The 26,756-nt window shown below is 56.7% G+C and carries 24 protein-coding genes and 1 pseudogene; 9 read left to right on the top strand and 16 right to left on the bottom strand.

Annotated features, from left to right (window positions below; genetic code table 11):
- Positions 1–23: 23 nt before the first annotated feature.
- From QN399_RS09455 to QN399_RS09445, 3 genes are all read right to left on the bottom strand, one after another.
- Positions 24–764, bottom strand: coding sequence for an S-methyl-5'-thioinosine phosphorylase (locus tag QN399_RS09455; RefSeq protein WP_322178582.1), 741 nt, complete (start codon positions 762–764; stop codon positions 24–26).
- An 11-nt stretch (positions 765–775) separates the two neighbouring features.
- On the bottom strand, positions 776–1,774 hold the full coding sequence (nagZ, locus tag QN399_RS09450) for a beta-N-acetylhexosaminidase (RefSeq protein ID WP_330200899.1): 999 nt from the start codon (positions 1,772–1,774) through the stop codon (positions 776–778).
- Positions 1,775–1,986: 212 nt separating this feature from the next.
- Positions 1,987–2,694, bottom strand: a complete 708-nt coding sequence (locus tag QN399_RS09445; RefSeq protein WP_219063179.1) for a TetR/AcrR family transcriptional regulator — start codon at positions 2,692–2,694, stop codon at positions 1,987–1,989.
- Positions 2,695–2,958: 264 nt separating this feature from the next.
- Here QN399_RS09445 and lexA point away from each other — a divergent pair, with 264 nt between their 5' ends.
- Positions 2,959–3,567 (top strand): transcriptional repressor LexA, encoded by a 609-nt coding sequence (gene lexA, locus QN399_RS09440; RefSeq protein ID WP_219063180.1) that lies wholly within the window; start codon positions 2,959–2,961, stop codon positions 3,565–3,567.
- A 10-nt stretch (positions 3,568–3,577) separates the two neighbouring features.
- On the top strand, positions 3,578–4,051 hold the full coding sequence (sulA, locus tag QN399_RS09435; protein ID WP_322178581.1) for an SOS-induced cell division inhibitor SulA: 474 nt from the start codon (positions 3,578–3,580) through the stop codon (positions 4,049–4,051).
- Between the two features lie 13 nt (positions 4,052–4,064).
- Here the strand turns inward: sulA and QN399_RS09430 are convergent, their stop codons facing one another.
- From QN399_RS09430 to QN399_RS09400, 7 genes are all read right to left on the bottom strand, one after another.
- Entirely contained in the window at positions 4,065–4,298 is a 234-nt protein-coding gene (locus QN399_RS09430; RefSeq protein ID WP_322178580.1) for a hypothetical protein, read from the bottom strand.
- A gap of 69 nt (positions 4,299–4,367) precedes the next feature.
- Complete coding sequence (locus QN399_RS09425) at positions 4,368–4,889, bottom strand: DUF6586 family protein (RefSeq protein WP_322178579.1); 522 nt, start codon at positions 4,887–4,889, stop codon at positions 4,368–4,370.
- A gap of 140 nt (positions 4,890–5,029) precedes the next feature.
- Complete coding sequence (gene topA / locus QN399_RS09420) at positions 5,030–7,642, bottom strand: type I DNA topoisomerase (protein WP_219063184.1); 2,613 nt, start codon at positions 7,640–7,642, stop codon at positions 5,030–5,032.
- Between the two features lie 113 nt (positions 7,643–7,755).
- Positions 7,756–7,992 carry a DUF1653 domain-containing protein gene (locus QN399_RS09415; RefSeq protein ID WP_219063249.1) on the bottom strand — a complete coding sequence of 79 codons (237 nt, stop codon included), beginning with the start codon at positions 7,990–7,992 and terminating at the stop codon, positions 7,756–7,758.
- A gap of 103 nt (positions 7,993–8,095) precedes the next feature.
- Positions 8,096–9,271: an acetyl-CoA C-acyltransferase FadA gene (fadA, locus tag QN399_RS09410; RefSeq protein ID WP_219063185.1), complete on the bottom strand. Its 1,176-nt coding sequence runs from the start codon at positions 9,269–9,271 to the stop codon at positions 8,096–8,098.
- Positions 9,272–9,295: 24 nt separating this feature from the next.
- Positions 9,296–11,443, bottom strand: coding sequence for a fatty acid oxidation complex subunit alpha FadB (gene fadB / locus QN399_RS09405; protein WP_330200870.1), 2,148 nt, complete (start codon positions 11,441–11,443; stop codon positions 9,296–9,298).
- A 633-nt stretch (positions 11,444–12,076) separates the two neighbouring features.
- Positions 12,077–12,514, bottom strand: coding sequence for a hypothetical protein (locus tag QN399_RS09400; protein WP_322217001.1), 438 nt, complete (start codon positions 12,512–12,514; stop codon positions 12,077–12,079).
- Positions 12,515–12,615: 101 nt separating this feature from the next.
- On the opposite strand from QN399_RS09400, the gene QN399_RS09395 reads away from it, so the two are divergent.
- Entirely contained in the window at positions 12,616–13,056 is a 441-nt protein-coding gene (locus QN399_RS09395) for a universal stress protein (RefSeq protein WP_322217004.1), read from the top strand.
- Between the two features lie 105 nt (positions 13,057–13,161).
- Here the strand turns inward: QN399_RS09395 and QN399_RS09390 are convergent, their stop codons facing one another.
- Positions 13,162–15,072: an ATP-binding cassette domain-containing protein gene (locus tag QN399_RS09390; protein WP_322217007.1), complete on the bottom strand. Its 1,911-nt coding sequence runs from the start codon at positions 15,070–15,072 to the stop codon at positions 13,162–13,164.
- 228 nt (positions 15,073–15,300) lie between these two features.
- On the opposite strand from QN399_RS09390, the gene QN399_RS09385 reads away from it, so the two are divergent.
- A complete protein-coding gene (locus QN399_RS09385; RefSeq protein ID WP_322217009.1) occupies positions 15,301–17,229 on the top strand; it encodes a transglycosylase SLT domain-containing protein in 1,929 nt (642 codons plus the stop codon).
- 103 nt (positions 17,230–17,332) lie between these two features.
- Here QN399_RS09385 and QN399_RS09380 read toward each other — a convergent pair whose 3' ends face one another.
- Positions 17,333–18,142, bottom strand: a complete 810-nt coding sequence (locus QN399_RS09380) for an MOSC domain-containing protein (RefSeq protein ID WP_322217012.1) — start codon at positions 18,140–18,142, stop codon at positions 17,333–17,335.
- A gap of 87 nt (positions 18,143–18,229) precedes the next feature.
- Complete coding sequence (locus tag QN399_RS09375; protein WP_322178573.1) at positions 18,230–19,159, bottom strand: chemotaxis protein CheV; 930 nt, start codon at positions 19,157–19,159, stop codon at positions 18,230–18,232.
- Between the two features lie 574 nt (positions 19,160–19,733).
- On the opposite strand from QN399_RS09375, the gene QN399_RS09370 reads away from it, so the two are divergent.
- The 5 genes and pseudogenes from QN399_RS09370 (at position 19,734) to QN399_RS09350 (ending at position 24,909) form a co-directional block, all read left to right on the top strand.
- On the top strand, positions 19,734–20,237 hold the full coding sequence (locus QN399_RS09370; RefSeq protein WP_323569034.1) for a hypothetical protein: 504 nt from the start codon (positions 19,734–19,736) through the stop codon (positions 20,235–20,237).
- 481 nt (positions 20,238–20,718) lie between these two features.
- A complete protein-coding gene (locus tag QN399_RS09365; protein WP_330200898.1) occupies positions 20,719–21,609 on the top strand; it encodes a sensor histidine kinase in 891 nt (296 codons plus the stop codon).
- Positions 21,606–22,262 (top strand): response regulator transcription factor, encoded by a 657-nt coding sequence (locus tag QN399_RS09360; protein ID WP_330200869.1) that lies wholly within the window; start codon positions 21,606–21,608, stop codon positions 22,260–22,262. The genes QN399_RS09365 and QN399_RS09360 overlap by 4 nt, the downstream gene beginning before the upstream one ends.
- Positions 22,263–23,086: 824 nt before the next feature.
- A pseudogene (locus QN399_RS09355) lies at positions 23,087–23,446 on the top strand (sugar transferase); the annotation flags it as partial.
- Positions 23,446–24,909 (top strand): mannose-1-phosphate guanylyltransferase/mannose-6-phosphate isomerase, encoded by a 1,464-nt coding sequence (locus tag QN399_RS09350; RefSeq protein ID WP_322178570.1) that lies wholly within the window; start codon positions 23,446–23,448, stop codon positions 24,907–24,909. The pseudogene QN399_RS09355 and the gene QN399_RS09350, both read left to right, overlap by 1 nt.
- 55 nt (positions 24,910–24,964) lie before the next feature.
- On the opposite strand, the gene QN399_RS09345 is transcribed toward QN399_RS09350, so the two are convergent.
- The 3 genes from QN399_RS09345 to QN399_RS09335 all read right to left on the bottom strand — a co-directional run bounded on the left by QN399_RS09345 (position 24,965) and on the right by QN399_RS09335 (position 26,718).
- Positions 24,965–25,342, bottom strand: coding sequence for a VOC family protein (locus QN399_RS09345; RefSeq protein ID WP_322178569.1), 378 nt, complete (start codon positions 25,340–25,342; stop codon positions 24,965–24,967).
- 126 nt (positions 25,343–25,468) lie between these two features.
- The gene (locus QN399_RS09340; protein ID WP_323565942.1) at positions 25,469–25,747 is read right to left on the bottom strand and encodes a Fic family protein; all 279 of its coding nucleotides are present in this window, start codon (positions 25,745–25,747) and stop codon (positions 25,469–25,471) included.
- Positions 25,748–25,833: 86 nt separating this feature from the next.
- Positions 25,834–26,718 carry a LysR substrate-binding domain-containing protein gene (locus tag QN399_RS09335; protein ID WP_322178567.1) on the bottom strand — a complete coding sequence of 295 codons (885 nt, stop codon included), beginning with the start codon at positions 26,716–26,718 and terminating at the stop codon, positions 25,834–25,836.
- Positions 26,719–26,756: the final 38 nt, after the last annotated feature.

Genomic DNA, 26,756 nt, shown 5'->3' with positions numbered 1-26,756 from the left:
CATGTCCGTCCCCAGCGCAGCCTTCAGCCAGCAGCAAGCACCCGCGCCAAAGTTGCCTTCACCTTGCCCATTCCGTCATGCAGTGCCTGTTCAATTTCGGCCATGGTAATCACTGCCGACGACTTGCCTGCCGCAGGGTTGACCACCAGCGCCAGACAGGCGTAATCCAGTTCTATTTCGCGGGCCAGTGCCGCTTCAGGCATACCGGTCATACCGACGATATCGCAACCATCACGCTCCAGGCGGATGATCTCCGCCACGGTTTCAAGGCGCGGGCCCTGAGTACAGGCATACACGCCCTGGTCGCTGTAAGCACAGCCTTCAGCCGCCAGCGCTGCAATAAGTCGCGTGCGTAGCACTTCGCTGTAGGGGTAGCTGAAGTCGATGTGGGTCACCTGCTCCAGATCATCGGCAAAATAGGTGTGCTCGCGACCGCTGGTGTAGTCGATTAACTGATGCGGTACGCAGAAATGCCCAGTGCCCATCGCCGGATGAATCCCGCCCACAGCATTCACGGCCAGAATCGCCTCTGCCCCGGCCTGCTTCAATGCCCACAGATTAGCGCGGTAGTTGACCTGATGCGGCGGTAGGCGATGGGGGTGACCATGGCGCGCCAGAAACAGCACCTCGCGGCCTGCATATTCGCCAATCTGAATCTCGGCCGACGGCGCACCATAAGGCGTATTCATCGGCAGGGACTGACGGATATTCAAGCCCTCAAGTTGGGTCAGGCCAGTGCCGCCGATAATCGCGTAAACAGTCATTAATACATCCTTCAGTCGATCAGTTGGGCGGCACGCAGTGCATCAAGGGCCGCCAGCCAGCGTGGGTGCTGACGATATTCAGTAGTGGCGTACGCCTGGCCTCGCATCCTCGCAATGCGTGGCGACGGCTTAACCTTCAGCCGTTGCGCAGAACCGAGTGCCAGCTCGGCAGCAGCCCGATCATTGCAGACCAGGCCCATGTCACACCCGGCGCTCAAAGCAGCCTCGATACGACTTGCAGCATCACCGACCACATGTGCGCCGGCCATGGACAGATCATCGCTGAAAATCACCCCATCGAACTGCAACTCGCCGCGCAAGATATCTTGCAACCAACGCAGGGAGAAACCAGCAGGCTGGGCATCGACTTGCGGATAAATGACGTGGGCCGGCATCACGGCAGCCAGTTGCTTGCTCAGGCGAGCGAACGGCACAAGGTCCTTGGCGCGGATTTCATCCAGGCTGCGCTCGTCCGTTGGAATCGCGACATGGGAGTCGGCTTCAGCCCAGCCATGGCCAGGAAAATGTTTCCCGGTTGCCGCCATGCCCGCGGCGTTCATGCCACGAATAAAGGCGCCCGCCAGCAACGCCACACGTTCAGGATCACCGTCAAAAGCCCGGCTGCCGACCACGGCACTGCGCTGATAATCCAGATCGAGGACTGGCGCAAAACTCAAATCCAGCCCGACCGCCAACACTTCAGTGGCCATCAGCCATCCGCAATGCTCGGCCAGAGATTCGGCATTCAGGTTGTCGGCAATCGCCCGCATTGCGGGCAATCGGACGAATCCCTGACGCAGGCGCTGTACCCGCCCGCCCTCCTGATCGACCGCCAACAACAACTCAGGCCGTATCGCACGGACAGCGGCACTGAGTTCACGAACCTGGCGTGGATGCTCAATATTGCGCGCGAAAATAATCAGGCCACCAACTTCGGGCTGACGCAAAAACTGGCGATCCTCAGCGGTCAGCCAAGTACCGGCGACATCCACCATCAACGAGCCTTGCAGGCCAGAACTCATATGCAATTCCTTAACTCAACGCAGCCGACACCCGATCCGGGCGTGGCATCAAAGCGCAGTGAAGACAGCCAGACGCACACACCGCTGCCCATCGGCGAAGCCGGACACATACGGAGTGGCGTGGGAGACATGAATAAATCGAGGGTACGCATGGGCGGCTAGCTTAGCCGATGAAAGCTGCCGCGCCCACCCATCAACAGTCAAACCTTGGCGACGGCGACCGTACTTTTGCTACGTGGCTTGAGTTGTGCAGAAACCATGGCCGCGTCGGTCACGCCTGTTTCGGCGCGCATGCCGGCTGCCAGGAACGGCACCATCAGACGCATGACTTGTTCAATGGAGGTATTGACCCCGAAATCAGTCTCGGCGATCGCTCGCAACGCTTTGATCCCGGACATGCTGAACGCCGCAGCGCCGAGCATGAAATGCACGCGCCAGAACAGTTCGATCGGTGGAATATTTGGGGCGGCTTCATTGACCAGTAGCATGTAGCGGCGAAACACCTTGCCGTACATGTCTTCCAGGTAACGACGCAGGTGCCCTTGGCTCTGACTAAAGGCCAGGCCCAGCAAGCGCATAAAAATCGACAGGTCGTTACCGCTCCGCGGCTGCACCACCAACGCTTGTTCGACGAGGATTTCCAGCAGCTCTTCAAGTGTCGGCTTGTGTTCAGGCTTGGCCTGACGACGCTCCAGCTCTCGATCGAGACTGATACAGAACGGACCGAGGAAGCGCGAGAAAACCGCCTGAATCAGGGCCTTCTTCGAACCAAAGTGATAATTCACCGCGGCCAGGTTGACCGAGGCTTTGCTGGTGATCAACCGCAACGAAGTTTCGGCAAAGCCTTTTTCCGCGAACAGCTGCTCAGCAGCATCAAGGATACGTTCAACTGTTTCCGACTGGGCCATGGTTTTTCTGCCTGACAAACACTCGTTTGAAACATACGTTTCAGCCGGGCTATTTGTCAAGTCTGTCCGTTCGTTTTCTGGCTGACCAGTCATGCATTTAATCATATAACCCGGGGCCTGTAGCCATTGCGTGATTTATTGCCTCGGATCACCTGCCAACACCCTTCTGCACACCGTCCAGCGGCCTGAGTAAAAAGGACGATTGCCAAGACGCAATCACTGTATATAATCCCAGTCACTGTATAAAAAGACAGAGCGATCATCATGATAAAACTGACGCCACGCCAAGCTGAGATTCTGGGTTTCATCAAACGCTGCCTTGAAGACAACGGCTACCCGCCGACCCGTGCGGAAATCGCTCAGGAACTGGGCTTCAAGTCGCCCAATGCGGCGGAAGAACACCTCAAGGCTCTGGCGCGCAAAGGCGCTATCGAAATGACGCCAGGCGCCTCGCGGGGTATTCGTATTCCAGGCTTCGAGGCCAAGTCCGAAGAGCGCAGCCTGCCAATCATCGGTCGCGTTGCCGCTGGCGCACCGATTCTGGCGCAGCAACATGTCGAAGAGTCCTGCAACATCAACCCGTCTTTCTTCCATCCGAGCGCAGACTATTTGTTGCGCGTACATGGCATGAGCATGAAAGACGTCGGCATCCTCGATGGCGACTTGATTGCCGTTCACACCTGCCGCGAAGCCCGCAACGGTCAAATCGTCGTGGCGCGAATTGGTGATGAAGTGACGGTTAAACGCTTCAAGCGTGAAGGCAGCAAGGTCTGGCTACTCGCCGAGAACCCGGATTTCGCCCCTATTGAAGTGAACCTCAAAGATCAGGAATTGGTGATCGAAGGCTTGAGTGTCGGCGTCATTCGCCGCTAAAGGAGACGTTATGCAGTTCCCCCAAACACCACAGCAAGCACAACTACCACTGTTCGAGGCATTCATGGCTCAGCCCATCGCCCCGCTCCTTAAAGAAGTGGTCGACACGCCCTGGAACACAGAGCCAGACGCTTTTAGTGAACTGTCATTGCGCGGCGCAGCCGGGAACTGTCTGAACCTTCTGGCGCCGATTTTGCGGGAGCTGAGTCAGGACCAGGATGCACGCTGGCTGACATTGATCGCGCCGCCTGCGAGCCTGACTCAGACCTGGCTGCGTGATGCGGGGCTTAATCGTGAACGGATTCTTCTACTGCAACCACGCGGCACACAAAGCGCGTTGCAATTGACCTGCGAAGCTCTGCGACTGGGTCGCAGCCACACGGTTGTCAGCTGGCTCAACCCGATTAATACCGGGGCGCGCCAACAGCTGGTCAGCGCTGCCAGAACGGGTGATGCACAAAGTTTGAATATTCGGCTGGGCTGAAATCAGCCCGTGATCAATGAAGAACGCGCGGGCCATCGTGCTTATCAAGGTCGCCTTCCGCAAGGCGCCCAGCCATCTGAACGCCGACGCTCAGCATGGCTTTAGCGATTTCTACGTGCTGACCTTGCAAAAAAGCTTTGGCATCAGCGGAGAAATCCAGGGTAACCAAGGAGCCCTCGTCCTCAGCACGGCGCAGTTCGATACGGCCGTCGGGCAACTCGACAATTTCTAAAAAGGACGTTGGCATAGGATCTGTTCTCCACGAAAGGCCAGCATTGTATCAGCCTGTCGACTCAGCCCCTAGCCCATCGATCAATCAGCACTCGCTCAGCCCTTCGCGAAAACGAATCGTCAAGCTCTTGAGCTGCTGACGCCAACTTTCCATTTCCTCGCGGCCCAACTCAGGCTCAGGCTCGTCATCCAGGCTGACAGCGATAATCATTGGCTGCGTAACGTCACCCTTGGCTTTCCTTGGCGCACGTGGCGGCAGGAACAGCGCGTTGTAGGCTGCTAGCAACTGCGCAAGCCAGGTTTCCCGGTTTTGTGCCAGCTCGATCAGCTCGGCCATTTCAGGGATCGCGATAGCGTCCAGCACGTCCTTGGTCAGCAGCAGCTCTGCGCGCGGCGCATTGGCTTGGGGCAAACGGTAAAATCCTGCGATTTCATGGCACAAACCGAGCAACGCGCCATACAGGTGAAACAGTACGGACTCACGCTCAGCCTGAACCAGCGCGATAGCGTTCATTGCCCGGCTTTCCTGAGCCTTGCCCAGCGCCTCAAGAGCAAGCCCTGCAAAATAGATCTTCTGGTTGGTACGGGTATAGAGTTCATGGGCCATGGTGGCATTCTCCATCACAAACAAAAAAGAACGGCTCGACTCAAAGCAAATCTGGCTCGCGCAACGCGCTTTGGGCGCACCGGGCGAGCCAGCATCAGACAATCGATGGGCGCCTGACAGGTGGCGTCAGGCGTAATAGATCAACGTTTGTCTTCGACCTTCCAGGCCTTGCCATCGTAGAACGCGCGCCAGCCTGTCGGCTTGCCTTCCACTTCGGTCTGCACATATTGCTCTTTGGTTTTGCGGCTGTAACGAATCACCGCAGGGTGCCCGTCGGGATCTTTCTTCGGTGCTTCGCAGAGGAAGTGGTACTTCGGATCGATTTCATCCTTGTGCGGCACGATCTCGATCACCAGCGGAGCGCGGGTCTCGCGGTTTTTCGGGAACTGACTGGCCGCCAGAAACAGGCCGGAAGCACCGTCACGCAGAATGTACGTGTCGGTGACCTTCTCGCATTTGAGTTCGGGCATTTTCACCGGGTCCATTTTCGGCCCGGCCGCTTCACCGCTTTTCAGCAGCTTGCGGGTGTTCTTGCAGTCAGGGTTGGTGCAACCGAAGAACTTGCCGAAACGACCCGTCTTGAGCTGCATCTCGGAACCACACTTGTCGCACTCCAGGCTCGGGCCTTCATAACCCTTGATCCGGTAGGTGCCCTCTTCGATCTCATAACCCACGCAATCGGGGTTATTGCCGCAGATGTGCAGCTTGTGCTTCTCGTCCAGCAAGTACGCATCCATGGCCGTACTGCAAATATGGCAACGGTGCTTGCCACGCAATACGCGCGACTCGGACTCACCCTCGTCATCCTCGGCAATTTCGTCGCCGGGTGTGAGGTTGACGGTCGCCTTGCAGCGCTCTTTAGGCGGCAGGCTGTACCCGGAGCAACCGAGAAACACTCCGGTCGACGCCGTACGAATCTGCATCGGGCGACCGCAGAGCTTGCAGGGGATGTCCGTCATCACCGGCTGGTTGGAACGCATGCCGCTGTCTGGCGCTTCGGCTACTTCGAGCTTCTTCTTGAAGTCACCGTAGAACTCGTCGAGCACGTTTTTCCAGTCGCGCTGACCTTGAGCGACGTCATCGAGGTTCTCTTCCATGCCGGCGGTGAAGCCGTAGTCCATCAGGTTCGAGAAGCTTTCAGACAAGCGCCCGGTAACGATATCGCCCATTTTTTCGGAGTAGAAACGGCGGTTATGCAACGCGACGTAACCACGATCCTGAATAGTCGAAATAATCGCAGCGTACGTCGATGGACGACCGATACCGCGTTTTTCCATTTCCTTGACCAGGCTCGCTTCAGAGTAGCGCGCAGGCGGCTTGGTGAAGTGCTGGCTTGGATCGAGCTTGTTCAGCTTCAGATTGTCGCCCTGAGCCATGTCCGGCAACACATCGTCGTCACCCGGCTTGGCCATCTGCGGCATGACACGGGTGTAACCGTCGAACTTGAGGATGCGGCCTTTGGCGCGCAGCTCAAAGGTGCCAGCAGCGACGCTGACGGTAGTCGACAGGTATTGCGCCGGTGGCATCTGGCACGCGACGAATTGACGCCAGATCAGCTCGTAGAGGCGCTCAGCGTCACGTTCCATACCCGTCAGCTTGCTCGGGTGGGTGTTGACATCGGACGGACGAATCGCTTCGTGCGCCTCTTGTGCGCCTTCTTTGCTGCTGTAGACGTTTGGCGATTCAGGCAGGTACTTCTTGCCGAACTCGGTTTCGATGTAGCTGCGCGCCATGGTGACCGCATCGACTGACAAGTTAGTCGAATCGGTACGCATGTACGTGATATAGCCCGCTTCATACAAACGCTGGGCCATCATCATGGTTTTTTTCACGCCAAAGCCCAGGCGGTTGCTCCCCGCCTGTTGCAGGGTCGACGTGATGAACGGCGCAGAAGGTTTGCTGCTGGTCGGCTTGTCTTCACGCTTGACGATGCTATAGCTGGACGCTTTAAGCTTCTCCAGCGCAGCCATGGCATGGGTTTCATTCAACGGCTTAAAAGCTTCGCCGTTTTCGCGAGCCACTTCAAAGCGTACGTTGGCGCCTTTGGTGGTGCCCAGATCAGCGTGGATTTCCCAATATTCTTCGGGGTTGAACGCACGAATCTCGCGCTCACGCTCCACCACCAGCTTCACGGCAACCGATTGCACACGGCCTGCCGACAAGCCACGGGCGACTTTCTGCCAGAGCAGCGGCGACACCATGTAACCCACGACACGATCGAGGAAGCGACGTGCCTGCTGGGCATTGACCCGATTGATATCCAGCTCGCCCGGCTTGGAGAACGCTTCCTGAATCGCTTTCTTGGTGATTTCGTTAAACACCACGCGCTTGTAGCGGCTGTCGTCACCACCGATGGCTTCGCGCAGGTGCCAGGCAATGGCTTCCCCCTCGCGGTCCAAGTCGGTTGCGAGATAGATGATGTCAGCATCCTTGGCGAGCCGGCGCAGCTCCTCGACCACCTTCTCTTTACCAGGAAGGATTTCGTACTTGGCTTTCCAGCCATGATCAGGATCGACACCCATGCGCGAGACGAGCTGGCGCTTGGCTTTTTCCTTTGGCGTAAGCACAGGCGCATCACCAGCGGCAGCCTTGCCACGCTTGGCAGCGGGCTCTTTGCTGGCGCTAGCGGAACCGCTAGTGGGCAAGTCTCGGATATGGCCGATACTCGACTTCACCACGTATTGGTTACCCAAGTACTTGTTGATGGTCTTGGCCTTAGCCGGGGATTCCACAATGACCAGCGATTTGCCCATGGATCAGAAAATTCCTGAATTCTAGAAATGAAAGGCGGTTGGTGCCTGTCGAGGCCCGCTATATATAGTGGCAATCAGGTGAGGTCAAGCACAGGTTACTGCGCGATCTCAGCTCAAGGCCTTGAAAACAGACTGGGTTCAACCTGAACCAAAGCAAAGCGAGGCACCTGTTCACCGTCAACTTCGACGGATTCAAGGAACATGCTCAAAGGCCGCACCCACAGGCCGTAATCGCCATAGAGTGCTTGGTAGAACACCACTTCCTCTTCGGTTTCAGAGTGTCGGGCAACGCTGAATACACGGTACTCAGGGCCCTTGTAATGGCGATAGAGTCCTGGCTGTAACTGCATGCTGCTGCCCTCGTAAAAAATCCGAAATAAAAGATTTCAAAAACAATTTTTCAGAAAAACAAAAGCCGGGGCACAAGGCCCCGGCGTCCATCACTCGAACCGTTTAGACGCGTTCGAAGACGGTGGCAATGCCCTGACCGAGGCCGATGCACATGGTAGCAACCCCAAGGTTACCGCCATTTTGCTTCATGACGTTCAGCAACGTGCCGGAGATCCGCGCGCCAGAACACCCAAATGGATGACCCAGAGCGATCGCGCCGCCGTGCAGGTTAACCTTCTCGTTCATCTTGTCGAGAACTTTCAAATCTTTCAGCACTGGCAGGGCCTGTGCAGCGAAAGCTTCGTTGAGCTCGAAGAAGTCGATATCGGCAATGCTCAGACCGGCACGTTTCAACGCTTTTTGCGTTGCCGGTACTGGACCATAGCCCATGATCGCCGGATCAACACCTGCCACTGCCATCGAGCGGATAACCGCCATAGGCTGGATGCCAAGGTCTTGAGCGCGTTGTGCGGACATGACGATCATGCACGATGCACCGTCGGTGATTTGCGAGGAAGTCCCCGCCGTCACGGTACCGCCTTTCGGGTTGAACGCAGGCTTCAAGGCGGCCAGGCTTTCCAATGTCGTTTCTGGACGAATGGTCTCGTCGTAGTCGAACATTTTCAGGAAGCCGTTCTCGTCATACCCTTGCATCGGGATGATTTCGTCCTTGAACTTGCCTTCAATCGTGGCCTTGTGTGCCAGCTGATGCGAGCGCACACCGAAAGCGTCTTGCGCTTCGCGGGTGATGCCGTGCATTTTGCCGAGCATTTCTGCAGTCAGGCCCATCATGCCGGAAGCCTTGGCCGCGTGCAGTGACATATGCGGGTTCGGATCCACGCCATGCATCATGCTGACGTGGCCCATGTGCTCGACACCGCCGATCACGAACACATCACCGTTGCCGGTCATGATCGCTTGCGCAGCAGTGTGCAGAGCGCTCATGGACGAGCCACACAGGCGGCTGACTGTCTGTGCCGCCGAGGTGTGCGGGATCGGCGTCAGCAGCGACACCATGCGAGCGATGTTCCAGCCCTGCTCCAGGGTCTGGTTCACACACCCCCAGATTACGTCTTCGACTTCCGCAGGATCGACCTTGACGTTACGTTCCAGCAGCTTGGTGATCAGGTGCGCGGACATATCTTCAGCGCGGGTATTACGGTGCATGCCACCCTTGGAGCGGCCCATCGGAGTGCGACCGAAGTCAACAATCACGACATCTCTCGGATTCAAGCTCATAAATTCCTCTCAATCGTTGGGCGCTTAACCGAAGAAGCTCTGGCCATTCTTGGCCATCTCACGCAGCTTCGCGGTGGGTTGGTACAAGGCGCCCAGATAAGCGTACTTGTCAGCCAGCGCGACGAATTCAGCGACACCCACGGAGTCGATGTAACGCAGCGCACCGCCACGGAATGGAGGGAAACCGATGCCGTAAATCAAGCCCATATCAGCTTCGGCGGCCGTTTCAACAATGCCGTCTTCCAGGCAGCGTACGGTTTCCAGGCACAACGGAATCATCAACCAGTTGATGATGTCGTCGTCGGACACTTCGCGCTGCTCGTAGACAATCGGCTTGAGTACTTCAAGCACGGCGGCATCGGCGACTTTCTTCGGCTTGCCCTTCTTGTCCATTTCGTAGGCGTAGAAACCCTTGCCGTTCTTCTGACCCAGACGATTGGCTTCGTAAAGCACGTCTATAGCCGAACGACGATCATCCTTCATGCGATCAGGGAAACCTTCAGCCATGACATCGCGGCCGTGGTGGCCGGTGTCGATACCGACTACGTCCATCAGGTAGGCCGGGCCCATTGGCCAACCGAATTTTTCCATGACCTTGTCGATGCGAACGAAGTCCACACCGGCGCTGACCAATTTGGCAAAACCGCCGAAGTACGGGAACAGGACACGGTTGACCAGGAAGCCCGGGCAGTCATTGACCACGATCGGGTTCTTGCCGATTTTCTTGGCGTAAGCCACAGCCGTCGCAACCGCGACTTCACTGGATTTCTCACCACGAATCACTTCGACCAGCGGCATCATGTGCACCGGGTTGAAGAAGTGCATACCGACGAAGTCTTCCGGACGCTTGAGGGCCTTGGCCAACAAACTGATGGAAATGGTCGAGGTGTTAGACGCCAGAATGGTGCCTTCCTTGACCTGAGCTTCGACTTCAGCCAGTACAGCTTGCTTGACCTTAGGGTTTTCGACCACGGCTTCGACGACGAAGTCGACGGTGCCGAAATCACCGTAGGACAGGGTTGGACGAATTGCGTTGAGGGCCACAGCCATCTTCGCCGAGGTCAGGCGACCTTTGTCGACACGGTTGCCCAGCAGCTTGGACGCTTCGTTCAGACCCAGTTGAATGGCGTCTTCGCGGATGTCCTTCATCAGGATCGGCGTGCCTTTTACCGCCGACTGATAGGCAATGCCGCCGCCCATGATGCCTGCACCGAGTACCGCCGCCTGCTTCACGTCTTTTGCGACTTCATCGTAGATCTTGGCTTTTTTCTTCAGTTCCTGATCATTCAGGAACAGACCGATCAGACTATGCGCAGCCGAGGTTTTGGCCATTTTGACGAAGCCGGCAGCTTCGATTTCCAGCGCTTTGTCCCGGCCAAAGTTGGCGGCTTTCTGGATGGTCTTGATCGCTTCGACCGGCGCCGGGTAGTTCGGGCCAGCCTGGCCTGCAACGAAGCCCTTGGCAGTTTCGAATGCCATCATCTGTTCGATGGCATTGAGCTTGAGCTTGTCCAGTTTCGGCTGACGCTTGACCTTGAAATCGAACTCGCCGGAAATGGCGCGTTTGATCAGGTCCTGCGCGGCTTCACGCAGTTTTTCAGGGGCAACCACCGCATCGACAGCACCGACTTTCAGAGCATCTTCAGCACGGTTTTCCTTGCCCGACGCGATCCACTCTATAGCGTTGTCGGCACCGATGATGCGTGGCAGACGCACGGTGCCGCCGAAACCTGGGTAGAGGCCCAGTTTGACTTCAGGCAGACCGACCTTGGCGCTGCTGGACATCACGCGGAAATCCGCTGCCAGGCACATCTCGAAACCACCGCCCAGGGCGATGCCATTGATGGCCACGACGGTTGGAACGCTGAGGTCTTCAAAATCGCTGAAGATTTTGTTGGCTTCGAGGTTACCCGCCAACAGCTCTGCATCCGGCAACTTGAAGTTGTCGACGAACTCGGTGATGTCGGCGCCGACGATGAAGACGTCCTTGCCGCTGGTGACAATCACGCCCTTGATCGAACCATCTGCCTTGATGGTGTCAACGGCCTGACGCAGGTCGTTGAGGGTTAGACGGTTGAACTTGTTGACGGACTCACCCTTGAGATCGAAATTCAATTCGACGATGCCACTTTCAAGAGCCTTAACCGTGATGGCTTTACCTTCGTAAATCATCAACTGATCTCCACGATATGGAAGCTGAACAATACACGTCGGACACTGGAGGCCGGCGTGACTACGACGTTTCCGTCAATGCTAACGCCAAACCGCCAGACACACCCGCCGACGTGTTAGTCGGGATTCTGTAAGAGCCTTCTGACAATGCAAACGCTCAATTCATACGCCCGTTTGATTTGGGTAACACACCTTCACGGAAATCCTGGCAATTGTCAAATCAACAAAACACCAATAAAAGCGGCGAATTATGGGGGCACATGATCATTCATCAGCACCCATCACAGGTTTGATGCATGCTTAATGGGGAAGTATTCATGCCCGTTATGACGAACAGACTGACGCAAAGTGTCAGGCAAACCCTGCACGCTTGAGGTGACGGGCATCTTTTGCGAATAAAATGATGGAAGCGACAGCGACAAACGCTTCGGGAGCGACTACATTCATCGCACCGAACGTTTCAGGCCAAACACGTCCGGCCGAAACATCGCGCAGCACAGTGCCTTCCCAGTCTCGTCACAGGGATCGCTACAGATTATCGGCCTGCCTGGCCACCCCCAGCCCGATGTTGTTGTCGGGCTTTTTATTGCCTGAATTTTGAGGTGTGGCTGATTACCAATACCGGCAGAATCATCAAGCCAGCGCCTTAAGCACGACGGAAATGCGTTGCAGTATTTCGGGTTCGCCGCGCTCGCCCCAGTACAAGGCGATCATCTGCTGACCCGCCTCGACCTTGAACACGTTGGCTGGAAGCGTACTGAACTGGGCCATCAGTTGCGCATCCTCGCAGGGCTCACGCCATTGGTTGAGCCAGACGCCCGGCGTGGTTTGCCAATAGACCCAGCACGCGGCCCGTTCGCTACGGCGCGGTCGGTGGTATTGCGCGCAGGGGCTTGGCGGCTCTTCTGGCAGCCAGTGCGGCCATTCTTGAGGGGCCAGCTGCATGCCAAGTCCAATACGCCGTGCCTCCATGCGCAGGGCCATCTTGCCGCTCTGGTGGCGCGAAGGTCGCAGCCACGCCAAAGGGCTCAGGACCAGCGCAAGGATTGACAACACTATCCAGACCGTCATATTTCTTATTCCCAGAAGTAATTATCAATTTAACCGCGCACCCAGCCCAGGGTGAAAAGAGCCATACTTACAGTTATCGCAATCCTAAAGAGGAACTCCTCATGCCATACGAACACATTTTGGTCGCTATAGACCTCACTGAAGAGTGCGATCCTGTTATCCGCCGCGCTCGCGAACTCGCCGTCAGCAATGGCGCCAAATTGTCCCTGGTGCATATCGTTGAACCCATGGCCATGGCCTTTGGTGGCGATGTACCGATGGACCTTTCCCAACTGCAACAGCAGCAGTTCGACCAGGCCAAAGAGAAACTCGAAGCCTTGAAGCTGAAGTACCCGGAAGTCCGGATCGGCGACAGCCATCTCACCTATGGCCAGCCACGACAGGAGATCCATCAACTGGCCAAGACACAGGGCTGCGACCTGATCGTTGTCGGCAGCCATGGCCGGCATGGCTTGGCGTTGCTGCTCGGCTCGACCGCCAACGACGTCCTCCACGGTGCGCCGTGCGACGTTCTTGCCGTGCGCCTGAAGCGCCCTGAGTAACCGGGATGTAAATTGAAGGCCGGTGCGACCAGCCTTCAGTAAAAAGCCCGGGCCATTTGCAAAATGGCCCGGGCTTTTTTATTCAGCTCAGCAAAGCAAAACGCATTACGCGTCCAGCTCGGCCCAGCGCTCCAGCAATGCATCGAGTTGCGCTTGCTGGTTTTCCATTTGCGCCAGCACTGCCGCAGTCTGTTCGGCTGGACGCTGATAGAAACCGGCATGAGCCATTTCAGCCGTCAGAGCAGCCATCTGCGCCTCGACTTCGTCGATTTGCGCAGGCAGCCCTTCCAGCTCGCGTTGCAGCTTATAGCTGAGCTTCTTCTTGGCCACTGGCATTTCCTGCGCAGCCACCGGCGTCGCAGCAACAACCGCCGTCGCCAGTTCGGCTTTACCGGATTTATTCTCGGTCACACCCAGCAGGCGCGGCGAGCCGCCCTGACGCAGCCAGTCCTGATAACCACCGACGTACTCACGAACCTTGCCTTCACCTTCGAACACCAAGGTGCTGGTCACGACGTTATCGAGGAATGCCCGGTCGTGACTGACCATCAACACGGTGCCTTTGAAGGTCAACAGCACTTCTTCAAGCAACTCGAGGGTTTCCACATCGAGGTCGTTGGTAGGTTCGTCGAGTACCAGCAGGTTGGCTGGCTTGCTGAACAGTTTGGCCAGCAACAGACGCGCACGCTCGCCACCGGACAATGCCTTCACTGGCGTACGGGCACGTTGCGGGCTGAACAGGAAGTCGCCCAGATAGCTCAGTACATGCCGGCTTTGACCGTCGATATCGATGAAGTCCCGACCTTCGGCCACGTTGTCGATAACGGTTTTTTCCAGATCGAGCTGGTGACGCAACTGGTCGAAATAGGCCACTTCCAGACGCGTCCCCACTTCCACGGTGCCGCTGGAGGGTTGCAGGTTATCGAGCATCAGCTTGAGCAAGGTGGTCTTGCCGGTACCGTTGGCGCCCAACAGACCGATACGGTCCTCGCGCTGCAGGACCATGGAAAAATCCTTGATCAGGAACGGGCCGCCCGGGTGAGCGAAGCTGACGTTGTCCAGAACCATCACTTGCTTGCCGGACTTGTCGGATGTATCCAGCTGAATGTTGGCCTTGCCCGTGCGCTCACGACGCTCGCCACGTTCCACACGCAACTCTTTCAAGGCGCGTACGCGACCTTCGTTACGGGTACGACGAGCCTTGATGCCCTGACGAATCCAGACTTCTTCTTGCGCCAGGCGCTTGTCGAACAACGCGTTGGCGGTTTCTTCAGCCGACAACTGGGCTTCCTTATGGACCAGGAAGCTGGCGTAGTCGCCATCCCAGTCGATCAGACCGCCACGGTCCAGCTCAAGAATGCGAGTGGCCAGGTTCTGCAGAAAGGACCGGTCGTGGGTAATGAACAGAACCGCGCCCTGGAAGCCCATCAAGGCCTCTTCGAGCCAAGCGATCGCGCCGATATCCAAGTGGTTGGTCGGTTCGTCGAGCAGCAGCAGATCGGGCTCGGAGACCAACGCCTGGGCCAGCAAGACTCGACGACGCCAGCCACCGGACAGCTCAGCCAGGGTTTTGTCGGCCGGCAATTGCAGGCGGCTCAAGGTGCTGTCGACCAATTGCTGCAGACGCCAGCCGTCGCGGGACTCAAGGTCGTGCTGGACATGCATCAGCTTGTCCAGATCCTCGGCGGTGACGATGTTCTGGCTCAGGTGGTGGTATTCGGCAAGCAATGCGCCGACGCCATCCAGGCCTTCAGCAACCACATCGAATACTGTCCGATCGTCGGCCACCGGCAATTCCTGCGGCAACTCGCCGATTTTCAGGCCCGGGGCACGCCACACAGAACCATCGTCAGGCTTTTGCACGCCCTTGACGAGTTTCAACATACTGGACTTGCCAGTGCCATTGCGGCCGATGATGCACACCCGCTCACCACGGGCGATCTGCCAGGACACCTTGTCCAACAACGGCATAGCGCCGAAAGCAAGGGACACATCGCTGAATTTGAGCAGGGTCATGAGTTTCTCCAAAAACTGGGCGCGCATTCTACCTGAGATACCCAGGCTATGTCGGCATTCAATGACGAACAACCCGCCGCGGCTGAACGCAAATCCCTGATTTTCGCCCTGGAACAGACGCGGATGAATATTTCTGTCGCACGTCGTATAGTCGGCAATGCTTTCACCCAGAGCTGGCAAAGGGCTAAGCTAGTAGTACCTTTCACGGTTCATCTGCACGGAAGTCTCATGCGCAGTCGTTTGTTCAGTTTTTTATCCTGCCTGCTTCTCTCTGCGACCGCTGCGCAGTCGGCCCAAGCAGCAGATCTCACCCTTCAGCGTCAGTATTACGACGAGGCAAAGCGCGCACTGGCCAAAGGTGATTCCGGCCCCTACGTGCGTTATAGCCAGGCGCTCGCCGATTATCCGCTGGAACCTTATCTGGCCTATGACGAGCTGACCGCACGACTCAAGACAGCGACCAACCCGGAAATTGAACGATTTCTCTCGGCTCACGGCGACCTGCCTCAGGCCAACTGGATGAAGCTACGCTGGTTGCGCTGGCTGGCAGAACGTGGCGATTGGCAAACATTCGCCCAGTATTACGACCCAAAGCTCAATTTCACCGAACTCGACTGCCTCTACGGCCAATACCAACTGAGCCATAACCTGCGCGCAGAAGGCTATGCCAACGCCGAGAAGCTGTGGATGACTGGTAAGACTCAGCCTGCCGCGTGCGATGCATTATTCTCGCGCTGGGCAGCTGAGGGCCAGTTACCGGAAGAGAAACGCTGGCAGCGTGCCAAGCTGGCCGCACAAGCACGCAATTACAACCTGGCCAATTCCCTGGTCGACAGCCTCGTTACACTGGCCCCGCAAGGCAAGCTGCTAATCGCGGTCGCACAGAAACCCGAACTGCTCAACGACCCTTCCCGCTTCATGCCGGTCGATGAAGCCATGTCCGATGTGGTCGGTCTTGGCCTGCGACGTCTGGCCAAGCTGGACCCGCAGAAAGCCATGGACATGCTCGACAGTTACTCGGCGAAGATGCATTTCTCACGCGATGAGCAAGTGGAAATCGCCAAGGAGATCGGTCTGACGCTGGCCCGCCGCTTCGATGGCCGGGCGCTCGAGGTCATGACCAAATATGACCCGGACTTGCGCGACAACACGGTCACCGAATGGCGTTTGCGCCTGCTGCTGCGCCTGGGCCGTTGGGACGATGCGTACCAGTTGACCCGCAAACTGCCGCAGGACCTGGCGATCACCAATCGCTGGCGTTACTGGCAAGCGCGCTCTCTGGAGCTGTCACAACCGACTAGCCCGCTGGTGCCAACGCTCTACAAAGCGGTCGCCAAGGAGCGCGACTTCTATGGCTTCCTTGCCGCCGATCGTACGCAGACCGCTTATCAGCTGAACAACAAGCCGCTGATGCTCAGTCAGCAGCTCATCAACAAGGTCCGCACCACGCCTGGCGTACGTCGGGCACTGGAGTTTCACGATCGTGGTCAGGTGGTCGACGGTCGGCGCGAGTGGTACCACGTCAGCCGCCTGTTCAGCCGCGATGAAATGGTCGCTCAGGCCAAACTGGCCTACGACATGCACTGGTACTTTCCGGCCATCCGCACCATCAGTCAGGCGCAATACTGGGACGATCTGGATATTCGCTTCCCGATGGCCCACCGCGACACGTTGGTACGTGAAGCCAATGTCCGCGGCCTGCACTCCAGCTGGGTGTTTGCCATTACGCGTCAGGAAAGCGCCTTCATGGACGACGCACGTTCCGGCGTCGGCGCCAGTGGCCTGATGCAACTTATGCCAACCACTGCCAAGGAGACCGCTCGCAAGTTCAGCATCCCGCTGGCATCGCCCCAGCAAGTGCTCGATCCGGATAAAAACATCCAGCTGGGCGCTGCCTATCTGAGCCAGGTACACAGCCAGTTCAACGGCAACCGCGTACTCGCATCGGCCGCCTATAACGCAGGCCCCGCCCGCGTTCGCCAATGGCTCAAGGGCGCGAACCACCTGGCATTCGATGTGTGGGTTGAAAGCATCCCCTTCGATGAGACCCGCCAGTATGTGCAGAACGTACTGTCTTATTCGGTGATCTACGGCGAAAAACTCAACTCCCCGCAGCCTCTAGTGGATTGGCATGAGCGGTTTTTCGACGATCAGTGAGCACTGATGGTGTCAGGCGGCTCTTCGCTGCCTGACACCTTATCTTCTCTTCGCGCGCGTGTGAATGATGGGCACACAGTAGATATGCGCACCCGCTTTCGCCCTACTCCAACACTGTCACCGGCATCCCGACGTCGAGAGTGCCAAGACCGTCGCTGACCATGTTCTGTCCAAACCACACCTCCCCTTCGCGCTCGCGATAGGTCTTGAGGGTGGTCAGTGGTTCGCGATCCTGGGTGCGCTCACCGGTCTTGGGGTCGATGGTCGTGAGTATGCAACGCGAGCAGCCCTTTAGCAGACGAAACTCGATGTCGCCTATACGGATGCGCTTCCAGCCATCCTCGGCAAACGCTTCACTGCCCTCGACCACCAGATTGGGCCTGAACCGGAGCATCTCCAGTGGCCAGCCGACCTTTGCCGACAAATCATCCAGCGAAGCCTGACCGATCAGCAGCAAGGGGAAGCCGTCGGCAAAACCCACCCTGTCTTCAACCGTGCCGTAACCGCTGGGCAACCAGCGAGCCCGGTTGTCGGGCACGTGAACCATGCGCGTAGGCTTGCCCATGAACTCGCTGAGCCAGCGGGCCGCCTCATCCCCCGCATCGGGCACACGCAGGGTGTCGCGCCACACGGTCACGCCACGCAGCGACGCCTCAGTGTCTTCAGGCAGGGGCACATCAAGGGCCTGGAAGCCAGGAGCATTGAGGGTCACCCCACCGTCGGCATTCCACAACACCGACAACTGTGACATGTGCGGCATGGCTCGCTGAGTAAAGAAACGCCCAGAAGCCTCTTCCACCAACATCCAGCGTCGATCCCCAGCCAGGCCCAGCCCATCGAACCGGGCTTGTTGCAGAGGTTCGGCCATGCCAGATTTGAGTGGAAATCGATAAAGCGCGCTGAGACGCAACATGGTCAGCTCCGTAATGGGCAAAGCGTTAATCTATACGAGTTAACACCCCGTACGACACCCCAAACCCACCTCGAAACCAAAAATCCGTCAGGCCTGATCCAGCATCAGACGCTCACGCACCACGTCGACCAATTTGTCCGGCTGGAACTTGGAGAGGAAATTGTCGCAACCGACCTTCTTCACCATTGATTCGTTGAAGCTGCCCGACAACGAGGTGTGCAGCACCACATACAGACCGCGCAAGCGCGGATCGTTGCGGATCTCGGTGGTCAGGCGATAACCATCCATCTCCGGCATCTCGGCGTCGGTGAATACCATCAACAGTTTGTCAGTCATGACTTCGCCGGTATCAGCCCATGCCTTGAGCATATTCAACGCCTTCAGACCATCACGAGCGATGTGCATCTTCACCCCAAGCTGGGACAAGGTGTCACGCAGTTGCGCCAATGCCACATTCGAATCATCCACCAACAGCACTTCGCGACCACGGGCAAGCTCCAGGACGGGATCCTGCAATTTGTCACGAGACACTTTGGCGTTGTAAGGCACGATTTCAGCAAGGACTTTTTCGACGTCGATAATCTCCACCAACTGATCATCGACCTTGCTGATGGCGGTCAGGTAATGCTGGCGGCCAGCACTGGCAGGCGGTGGCAGGATCGCCTCCCAGTTCATGTTGACGATGCGATCCACCCCCCCGACCAAAAACGCCTGCACCGACCGATTGTACTCAGTGACGATGATTGTACTGGTGGGCCCTGGTATCAGCGGACGCATACCAATTGCCTGGGAAAGATCGATGACCGGGAGCGTCTGACCACGCAGGTTGACCACACCACAGACAAAGGGATGACGCTGCGGCATCAAGGTCAGTTTGGGCAGTTGCAAAACCTCCTGAACTTTGAAAACGTTGATCGCGAACAGTTGTCGCCCGGCCAGACGAAACATCAGAATTTCCAGGCGATTCTCACCCACCAGCTGCGTGCGTTGATCTACCGTGTCGAGAATGCCAGCCATTAATGACTCCTGGGGGATAGTTCGTATTGAGAGCGCTCAACCCGTTATCGGCCGAAGTGAGCAGGACCTTAATTGCAACAAAATGAGGCGCAAAGCAATTGATGTCATATTGATATCATGATTTACTCAATTTGCATTTCCAACGATCGAACTTTCGGTCACGACGCTGCTTATCCAGCGATGGAAACTGACTCCCAACTCATTCTCTAGGGGAAACCCTGAGTGGCAATCAGGCCCAACCTGATATGAGTAATATCTAATAGCCATTATTGTGACGCCATTCTCATTGCATGAATGGAGTCAGGCTCTTGTTTGCTATCGCAGGACCACGTTCAGACAACACCATAAGGGTCTCGGCCTTCCTTGATCGCGTATCAAGGTATGTCACAGGCCAAAAACAACTCGCCCGGTACTTTGCAACGCATTCGCAAAAGCGGGAGGCGGTGTCGCAGAACGCGATCAAAAAACAATATTCGGAAATAGACTACAGACATCTGTTTGCTTTCAACATTAACTTGAAGCCACTCGCCGAGCGCGACCTACGATCGCTGTCCATGAGTTGTGGAGATAAAACATGTTGAACGGCAACGAGTGGCAACATTCGCTCCCTGATTTTTTGATCACATCGCAGGCGCTTCTCGCCAAGTCCGAAGAGTGCCTGTGTCATCTGGAGCTGTTCATTAACGATAAGGACGCTATCGAATGCCTGCTCAGCACCCTGTTCACCCTCTCCCACGAGGCTGACGCGCTGTCCCTTGAGAGTATTGCTGACTTCTCCCGGCAGATTCGTCACCTCCTGGCTCTCGCCTCCCCACACACCAGCCTTCAGGGCGATGCATTGTCCACCCTCAGGGACTGTTTCGCTCTTCTCGCCTGGCAACTGGAACTGGTCGATACCGACACAGGAATACTATTACTCGACGACAGCGAACAATTGGAACTACTGAACACATTCGCGACTATCGTAGGATTTGAAGATCAATTGGCAAGTGCTATATCGCCCACGCGCTGGCCTACTGCCCTGACACTGAAATCCGAAGTAGCACCAGAAAGCATCGCCGCCTCAAGGATTGCCTGACGCCGCGAGCTGGAAATAAGCGCCTGGTCAACTGTACGGTCCCCTGCGGTGCGACACAGGGTTGCCTGTATCAATAACAACCCTGTGGATCAATTAGCCACATAAAAGCATCAACTTCGTCGTGCTCCACGATGTTTCAAGCGCTGCACTGATTGCCTGTCTTCCCGCTGAAGGACGAACTGAGCGACTGCGTTCGACAGGCATATTACTGACCAGCCAGACATGCATTGACCGGGTTTTTCTGCCGACAACACCCAAAACAATTAATTATTCAAACAATTGAGGTAAGCTCCACGCGTTCGAATTGACGGTCGAAGTTTTTTATCCAGAGAGGCATAAACTCCATCGTCACCTGACCAGCCACTGGCTGGACGAATGATGATCCGAAGGTGATGCGTCGGCACCGTCGAGCTCCCTCACACTGACCTGATAGCAGCCGAAACAGGTTATCCGCAGCGAACATCCAATGGCTCCATCAGCTATGCATGCCAGCATCAAGTCATTCAAACTTTGGCCCCTCAGCAAAAAAAGCGCCCGTCGGCTTACCGCCTTACTTTGCATGGGTTCAGTCGCGGGCAACCTTACGGTCTATTTCAACGGCATGGCATTACCAGCCGGCTTGCTTGCACTGAACCTTGCAACCATCGCCAGCGTTTGGCACGTTCAGCGACAATCTGGCAACTCGATCAAATTCCAGCCTCGAGAGCTGGCCGAACGCATGCTTGAGGTGCAAGAAACCGAGCGCCATCGGCTCAGTCGTGAATTGCACGACGACATCGGCCAGATGCTCACCGCCGCCAAGATGCAAAGTGACTGGCTCCAGCGTCGCGTGGCGCCCGAGTGGCATAAGCAATGCGCGGTACTGTGCAGCACGCTGGATGAAACCCTGGCCAAAGTGCGCGACGTGTCTGCCATTCTCAATCCTCGCCAATTGGCCAGCCTGGGGCTGGAAGCCAGCTTGCGTGCGCATCTTGTGCGCACACTGGGGAACACAACAGTGAGCTGGAGTATGGAATGCCATCAACGCCTGGCGGGTATCCCGGACGACATGGCAGTCGCCGCGTATCGGATCACTCAGGAAGCCGTCACCAACATGTTGCGTCATGCTCAGGCCGATAATGTATTAGTGCGTCTGGAACGCTCGCCCGAGGGCTTGCTGCTGCATATCGCAGACGATGGCCTTGGCTTTACTCCGGCAGAAAATCCGGGCCAGGAAGGCCAGCGTGGTATGGCTGGCATGGCCGAACGGATAGCATTGCTGGGAGGCGCACTGACAGTCCATAGCGAACCCGGCAAAGGCACCCAGATAGAAGCACTTTTCCCTTGGGCACCACGTGTCCGCGAACGAGCCAACAAAAGTAAGGGCTTATGATCAACCTGCTTCTGGTCGATGACCACGCGCTCATCAGGGCCGGCGTACGTGCACTGGTCTCAGACATCCCTGGTTATGCCGTGATCGGCGAGGCCAACGATGGCGCGCAGTTGCTCGATCTTGCACAGCAACTGCGCCCTGACATCATTCTTCTGGATATCTCCATGAAGGAGACCAGTGGCCTGGACGCACTAGAAACGCTGCTCCTGAAGCTGCCCCAAAGCAAAGTGCTTATCCTGTCGATGCACACAGACCCCGAACTGATCATGCGAGCGCTTGAGATGGGCGCCCATGGCTATCTGCTCAAGGACGCCACCGGCACTGAGCTGGAGCAGGCCCTGAATGCGCTACACAATAATGAACGCTACCTGAGCCCCGCAATCGCCCACACCGTGATCGATCAGGCCCTGATCAGCGTACAGGCGAACAGACCCGAGCGGATTGAAAATCACAACCTGACAGCACGCCAACTGGAAATTCTGAGGTTGATAGTGCGCGGTAAATCCACGCGCGAGATCGCTGGCGGTCTGGGCCTGAGTATCAAGACGGTGGAGGCCCATCGCTCGCAAATCATGAAACGCTTGCACATTTACGATGTCGCTGGCCTGGTGTTGTTCTGCGTACGAGAGCGGATCATCAGCCTCGACGACTGATTCGTCTCCGCCGTACCGAGCCTTGACGAGCGCAGCCCTCACAGCGGAACGAACCTCTTCGTTGAGGGCCTGCTTACCGCGCAAAACCAAGATGTCTTGCGCAATCTCATTACTGTCTTCTCCCTCTCGGGACTCAATACCCATGTGGCTTGCGCAGACTATTGACCATGCGGCAGGCAAAAAGGCTCCTTCGACCAAAAAAAATGGTTAATCCCTTAACGCCATCACAAAACGACACCCTCTGTTTCAGCCGCCTTACGCCATAAAATCAATCCAGTTGAATTGACCCTGGAGATAAAACAGAGAGGTCTGAAATATTTTGTAGAAAAAACACTGCCTAAATACAAATTGCCATTGAAATGCAATCAAGGGCTGTGTTTAATTCGACAGAATATTGGCTATATCGAAAAATGAATTCACATAAGTCATTTTATTGACTTTGCTAATGAATATCCGTCTCAGTACCGCGGGATTTGGCACTGAATTCATGGCTTGAGGGATGGACAGTTATGCGCTTGCAACCTGTTGACAGTCTTCTGTTTACGCGTTCCAGCCTGGTCGAATACTTTTTGTTCGGTATTCGCCTCGTGCACGGTATGACCTGCATTCTCGCGGGATTATTGATTCTGGCGCTCTGGCAAACTGACCACCCCATTGCACTGCAGAGCTATTTAATGGTGCTGATGTACCAGCGCCTCATGCAAAAAGGCTTCTTCCTGCAGAACGCGATCATTCCCGGTGCAACTGAAAACGGTCAGCGCCTGGCCGAGTACCTGGCGAAGAGTCAGGACATCCGTTCCGGCGTTTCCGAGCTTATCAACGACCGTATCGGACGCATGCCTAACGCAAGACCAGCCTTGACGAGCCGCCACAACTGCTCAACGTCTTCACCGGCAGTATGTCCATGGTCGTGCCGCGCCCCCCCCCGCGCCACGGCAACCAAAGCTGCGGGCATTCTTTTTGAAGAAGCGGTCAAAGAATACACGGCTCGCCATCGGGTCAAACCAGGCATTACTGGCTTGGCGCAAATCAACGGCTATCGTGGTGAAACGGACACGTTGGAAAAAATCGAAAAGCGCGTCGAATTCGACCTTGAATACATAGAAAACTGGTCGGTCTGGTTCGATTTGTACATCCTTTTCCGCACTGCTCCTGCAGTGTTGTTCACTCGTGAGGCCTATTGATGAGCACTCTCATCCCTTGCATTATCGCTGGCGGCGCTGGCACCCGACTGTGGCCGGTTTCCCGCGAAGCCATGCCCAAGCCCTTCATGCGTCTTCCCGATGGAGAAAGCCTGCTGCAAAAAACCTTCGTTCGGGCCGTCGGGTTGGCCGACGTCGACCGAATCTTGACCGTGACCAACCGTGACGTGTATTTCCGGACGGTGGACGACTACCGCCAACTCAATAAGAACCACGTAAGCCTGGACTTTATCCTCGAACCGTTCGGGCGCAATACTGCCCCGGCCATCGCGGCTGCGGCGCTGCATGTCGCTCGTTTGTATGGCGACGATGCTCACCTATTGATTCTTCCAGCCGATCATTTGATCAAGGATGTGGAGGCGTTCGCTCAAGCCGTGAGCACCGCTCGAGAACTGGCCGACCAAGGCTGGATGGTGACATTCGGCATCGTGCCGACCAAGGCTGAAACCGGGTTTGGTTATATCGAAAAAGGTCAGTCCTTGAATTCGACAGCCACAGCCTATCAAGTGGCCCGTTTTGTCGAAAAACCAGACGCTGATACTGCTCAGGGTTACCTCGACGGTGGATTGCACCTGTGGAACGGCGGCATGTTCTGCATGCGCGCCGACACGATCTTGCGCGAGCTGCAAGAGCACGCGCCGCAGGTATTGGCCTCGGTCAAAGCTTGCCTGGAGCGAAGCCCGAGTAAGGAAGGCAATCACGAATTGCAGCTGGAACTGGACAGTGAACTGTTTGCGCTGGCCCCGGACATTTCCATCGACTACGCCGTGATGGAACCCTCGCAAAAAGTCGCGGTGGTGCCATGCCAGCTGGGCTGGAGCGACATCGGCTCATGGCAGGCCATGCGCGAACTGAGCCCGGCCGACACCGATGGCAACCAATGCAACGGCCAGACCGTCTTGCATGAGGTGACCAATTGCTACATCGACTCGCCACGACGCCTGGTGGGCGGCGTCGGCCTGGATAACCTGATCATCATCGATACCCCCGACGCGCTGCTGATTGCCGACGCCAATCGTAGCCAGGACGTCAGAATCATTGCCAAGGAGCTCAAGCGCCAGGGACATGATGCTTATCGCCTGCACCGTACCGTCACCCGCCCGTGGGGGACCTACACCGTGCTCGAAGAAGGCAAGCGCTTCAAGATCAAACGCATCATGGTCCGCCCTCAGGCATCGTTGTCACTGCAAATGCACCATCACCGCAGCGAACACTGGATTGTGGTCAGCGGCATGGCGCGGGTGACCAACGGCGACAGTGAGTTTCTACTCGATACCAATGAGTCGACGTTTATCAAACCTGGCCGCACTCATCGTCTGATCAACCCCGGCGTGGTCGATTTGGTCATGATCGAAGTACAGAGCGGCGAATACCTGGGTGAAGACGACATTGTTCGTTTCACCGACGTTTATGGTCGCGTGCCCGTGGAAACGCTCAATACCTAGAAAGTCGACATCACCCTCGAGAGAACAGCAGGCCTGTAGCGACGGCTGTACCCGCTCAGGTCTGTTCGGAAATCTCGATCAAGTTCAGGTCCGGGTCACGCACGTATACCGAGCGAATCGGCCCGGTGGCGCCCGTGCGCATGATCGGGCCTTCGACAATTGGCCAGCGGGCCTCAGCCAGGCGCTCAATCACCTGTTCCAGCGGGATCGACGCAATAAAGCACAAGTCCAGCGCGCCCGGAACTGGCAGATGCGCCTTGGGCTCGAATTCGTGCCCGCGAATGTGCAGGTTGATTTTCTGGTTGCCAAACGTGAACGCCATACGTCCGGCACCAAAGGTCTCCAGTTGCATGCCGAGCACGCGGGTGTAGAAATCCCGGGTGGCATCGGCATCGCTGGCGGTCAGGACCAAATGGTCAAGATGATCGATCATGGGGTGAGCTCCTTGAATAGGGTCGAAGGCACTTGCTGGTGCATGCCAGTGACGCGGGCGGGAATCGAGTGCCCGAGCACAATATCCCGAATGCCTTGCAGAGGCTGACGAAGTCGACTGACGACTTTAGGGATGTTTAAGCATTGAATGGCCACGCTCAGTCAACCGATACATCTGCACAGGGCTGCGGGGCGAGTCGGGATCGGTCATTTCTACCAGCCCTGCCGCCAATGCCGGGTTGAGGTACGTGCGACGAAATGATTGCCGATGCGCGAGGCCCAATTGATCCATCAGCTCGCCGGACTTGAACGAAGGATGGCTTGCGAGAACCTTGAGTAGTTTTTTTACCGGGTCGGTTTGTCGTTTCCCGCAACGACGACAAGCGACCGACCTCTTCGCTGATATCTGCGACGAGGGCGAGCATCCGTGAAGTCAGTGTCAACGGTGGCTGGTATTTCTTCATTTACTAAAGTCCATGATCAATCTTCATGTTACAGAGTGGGTTTCTCGCTGAAATCCTTTACGTGTTCGATGAAGCGCGCCACCGCCGGAGCCTTTTCAAAACGGCGATAAACCAGCGACAAGAATGACGAAGGTTGGCAGTCTTGAATACGCCGGTACACCACATTGGGCAACTTGATGTGGTCCACCATTGACTCCGGCACCACGGCCACACCCTGGCCGAGAGACACCAGCGCCACAACAGCAACTAACCCACCCGGTTGAGGCCCAAGCGTTGGCGCATAGCCGCCTTGCGCGGCGACCTGCAAGGTGCCAGAGATCTGTTCGGGGAGAATGAAGATTTCATTCTGCAAATGCGCCGCATTGATTTCTTTCAGACGACACAGCCATGAGCTGCTTGGCAGCGCCAGCGCAAAGCCTTCTACCAACAGACTGACGGTGCTCAGGGCTTCGGGTAAATGCATGGGCGAGCGAACATAACCGACATCCAGCCGCCCCTCCTCGATCATTTCTGGCAAGGCCGACATCAGGTTCTCGCTGATGGTGAAGCCAATGTCCGGATAACGCAGGCGAAAGCTGCTGACCTGTTTTTGCAGCACCCCGGAAAACACCGACGAAGCCACATAACCCAGCTCGATGTGACCCGTCTCACCGCGCCCCGCACGTTGCGCATTGAGCTGCGCGGCTTCGAACTGACGCACGGTCGGCTCCGCCTCTGCCTGCAAGGCCCTGCCCGCATCCGTCAGGCTGACCTCGCGTTGCAGGCGCAGGAACAAGCGCGTGCCCAAGGCGCTTTCCATGTCCTGAATCTGTCGGGTAAGCGTCGGCGGAGCAATGCCCAGTTGTGCTGCGGCACGGCTGAAATTCCTGTGCTTGGCGACGGCCAGAAAGTAACGAAAGTGGCGTATTTCCATGACTGCATTAGCTCAAAGGTAATGAAGTGCTCAAGCCC

Origin of the sequence: Pseudomonas sp. 10C3 (genome assembly GCF_036346185.1) — a bacterium.
Classification (GTDB): Bacteria; Pseudomonadota; Gammaproteobacteria; order Pseudomonadales; family Pseudomonadaceae; genus Aquipseudomonas.
This window is presented reverse-complemented; position numbering and strand designations above follow the sequence as displayed.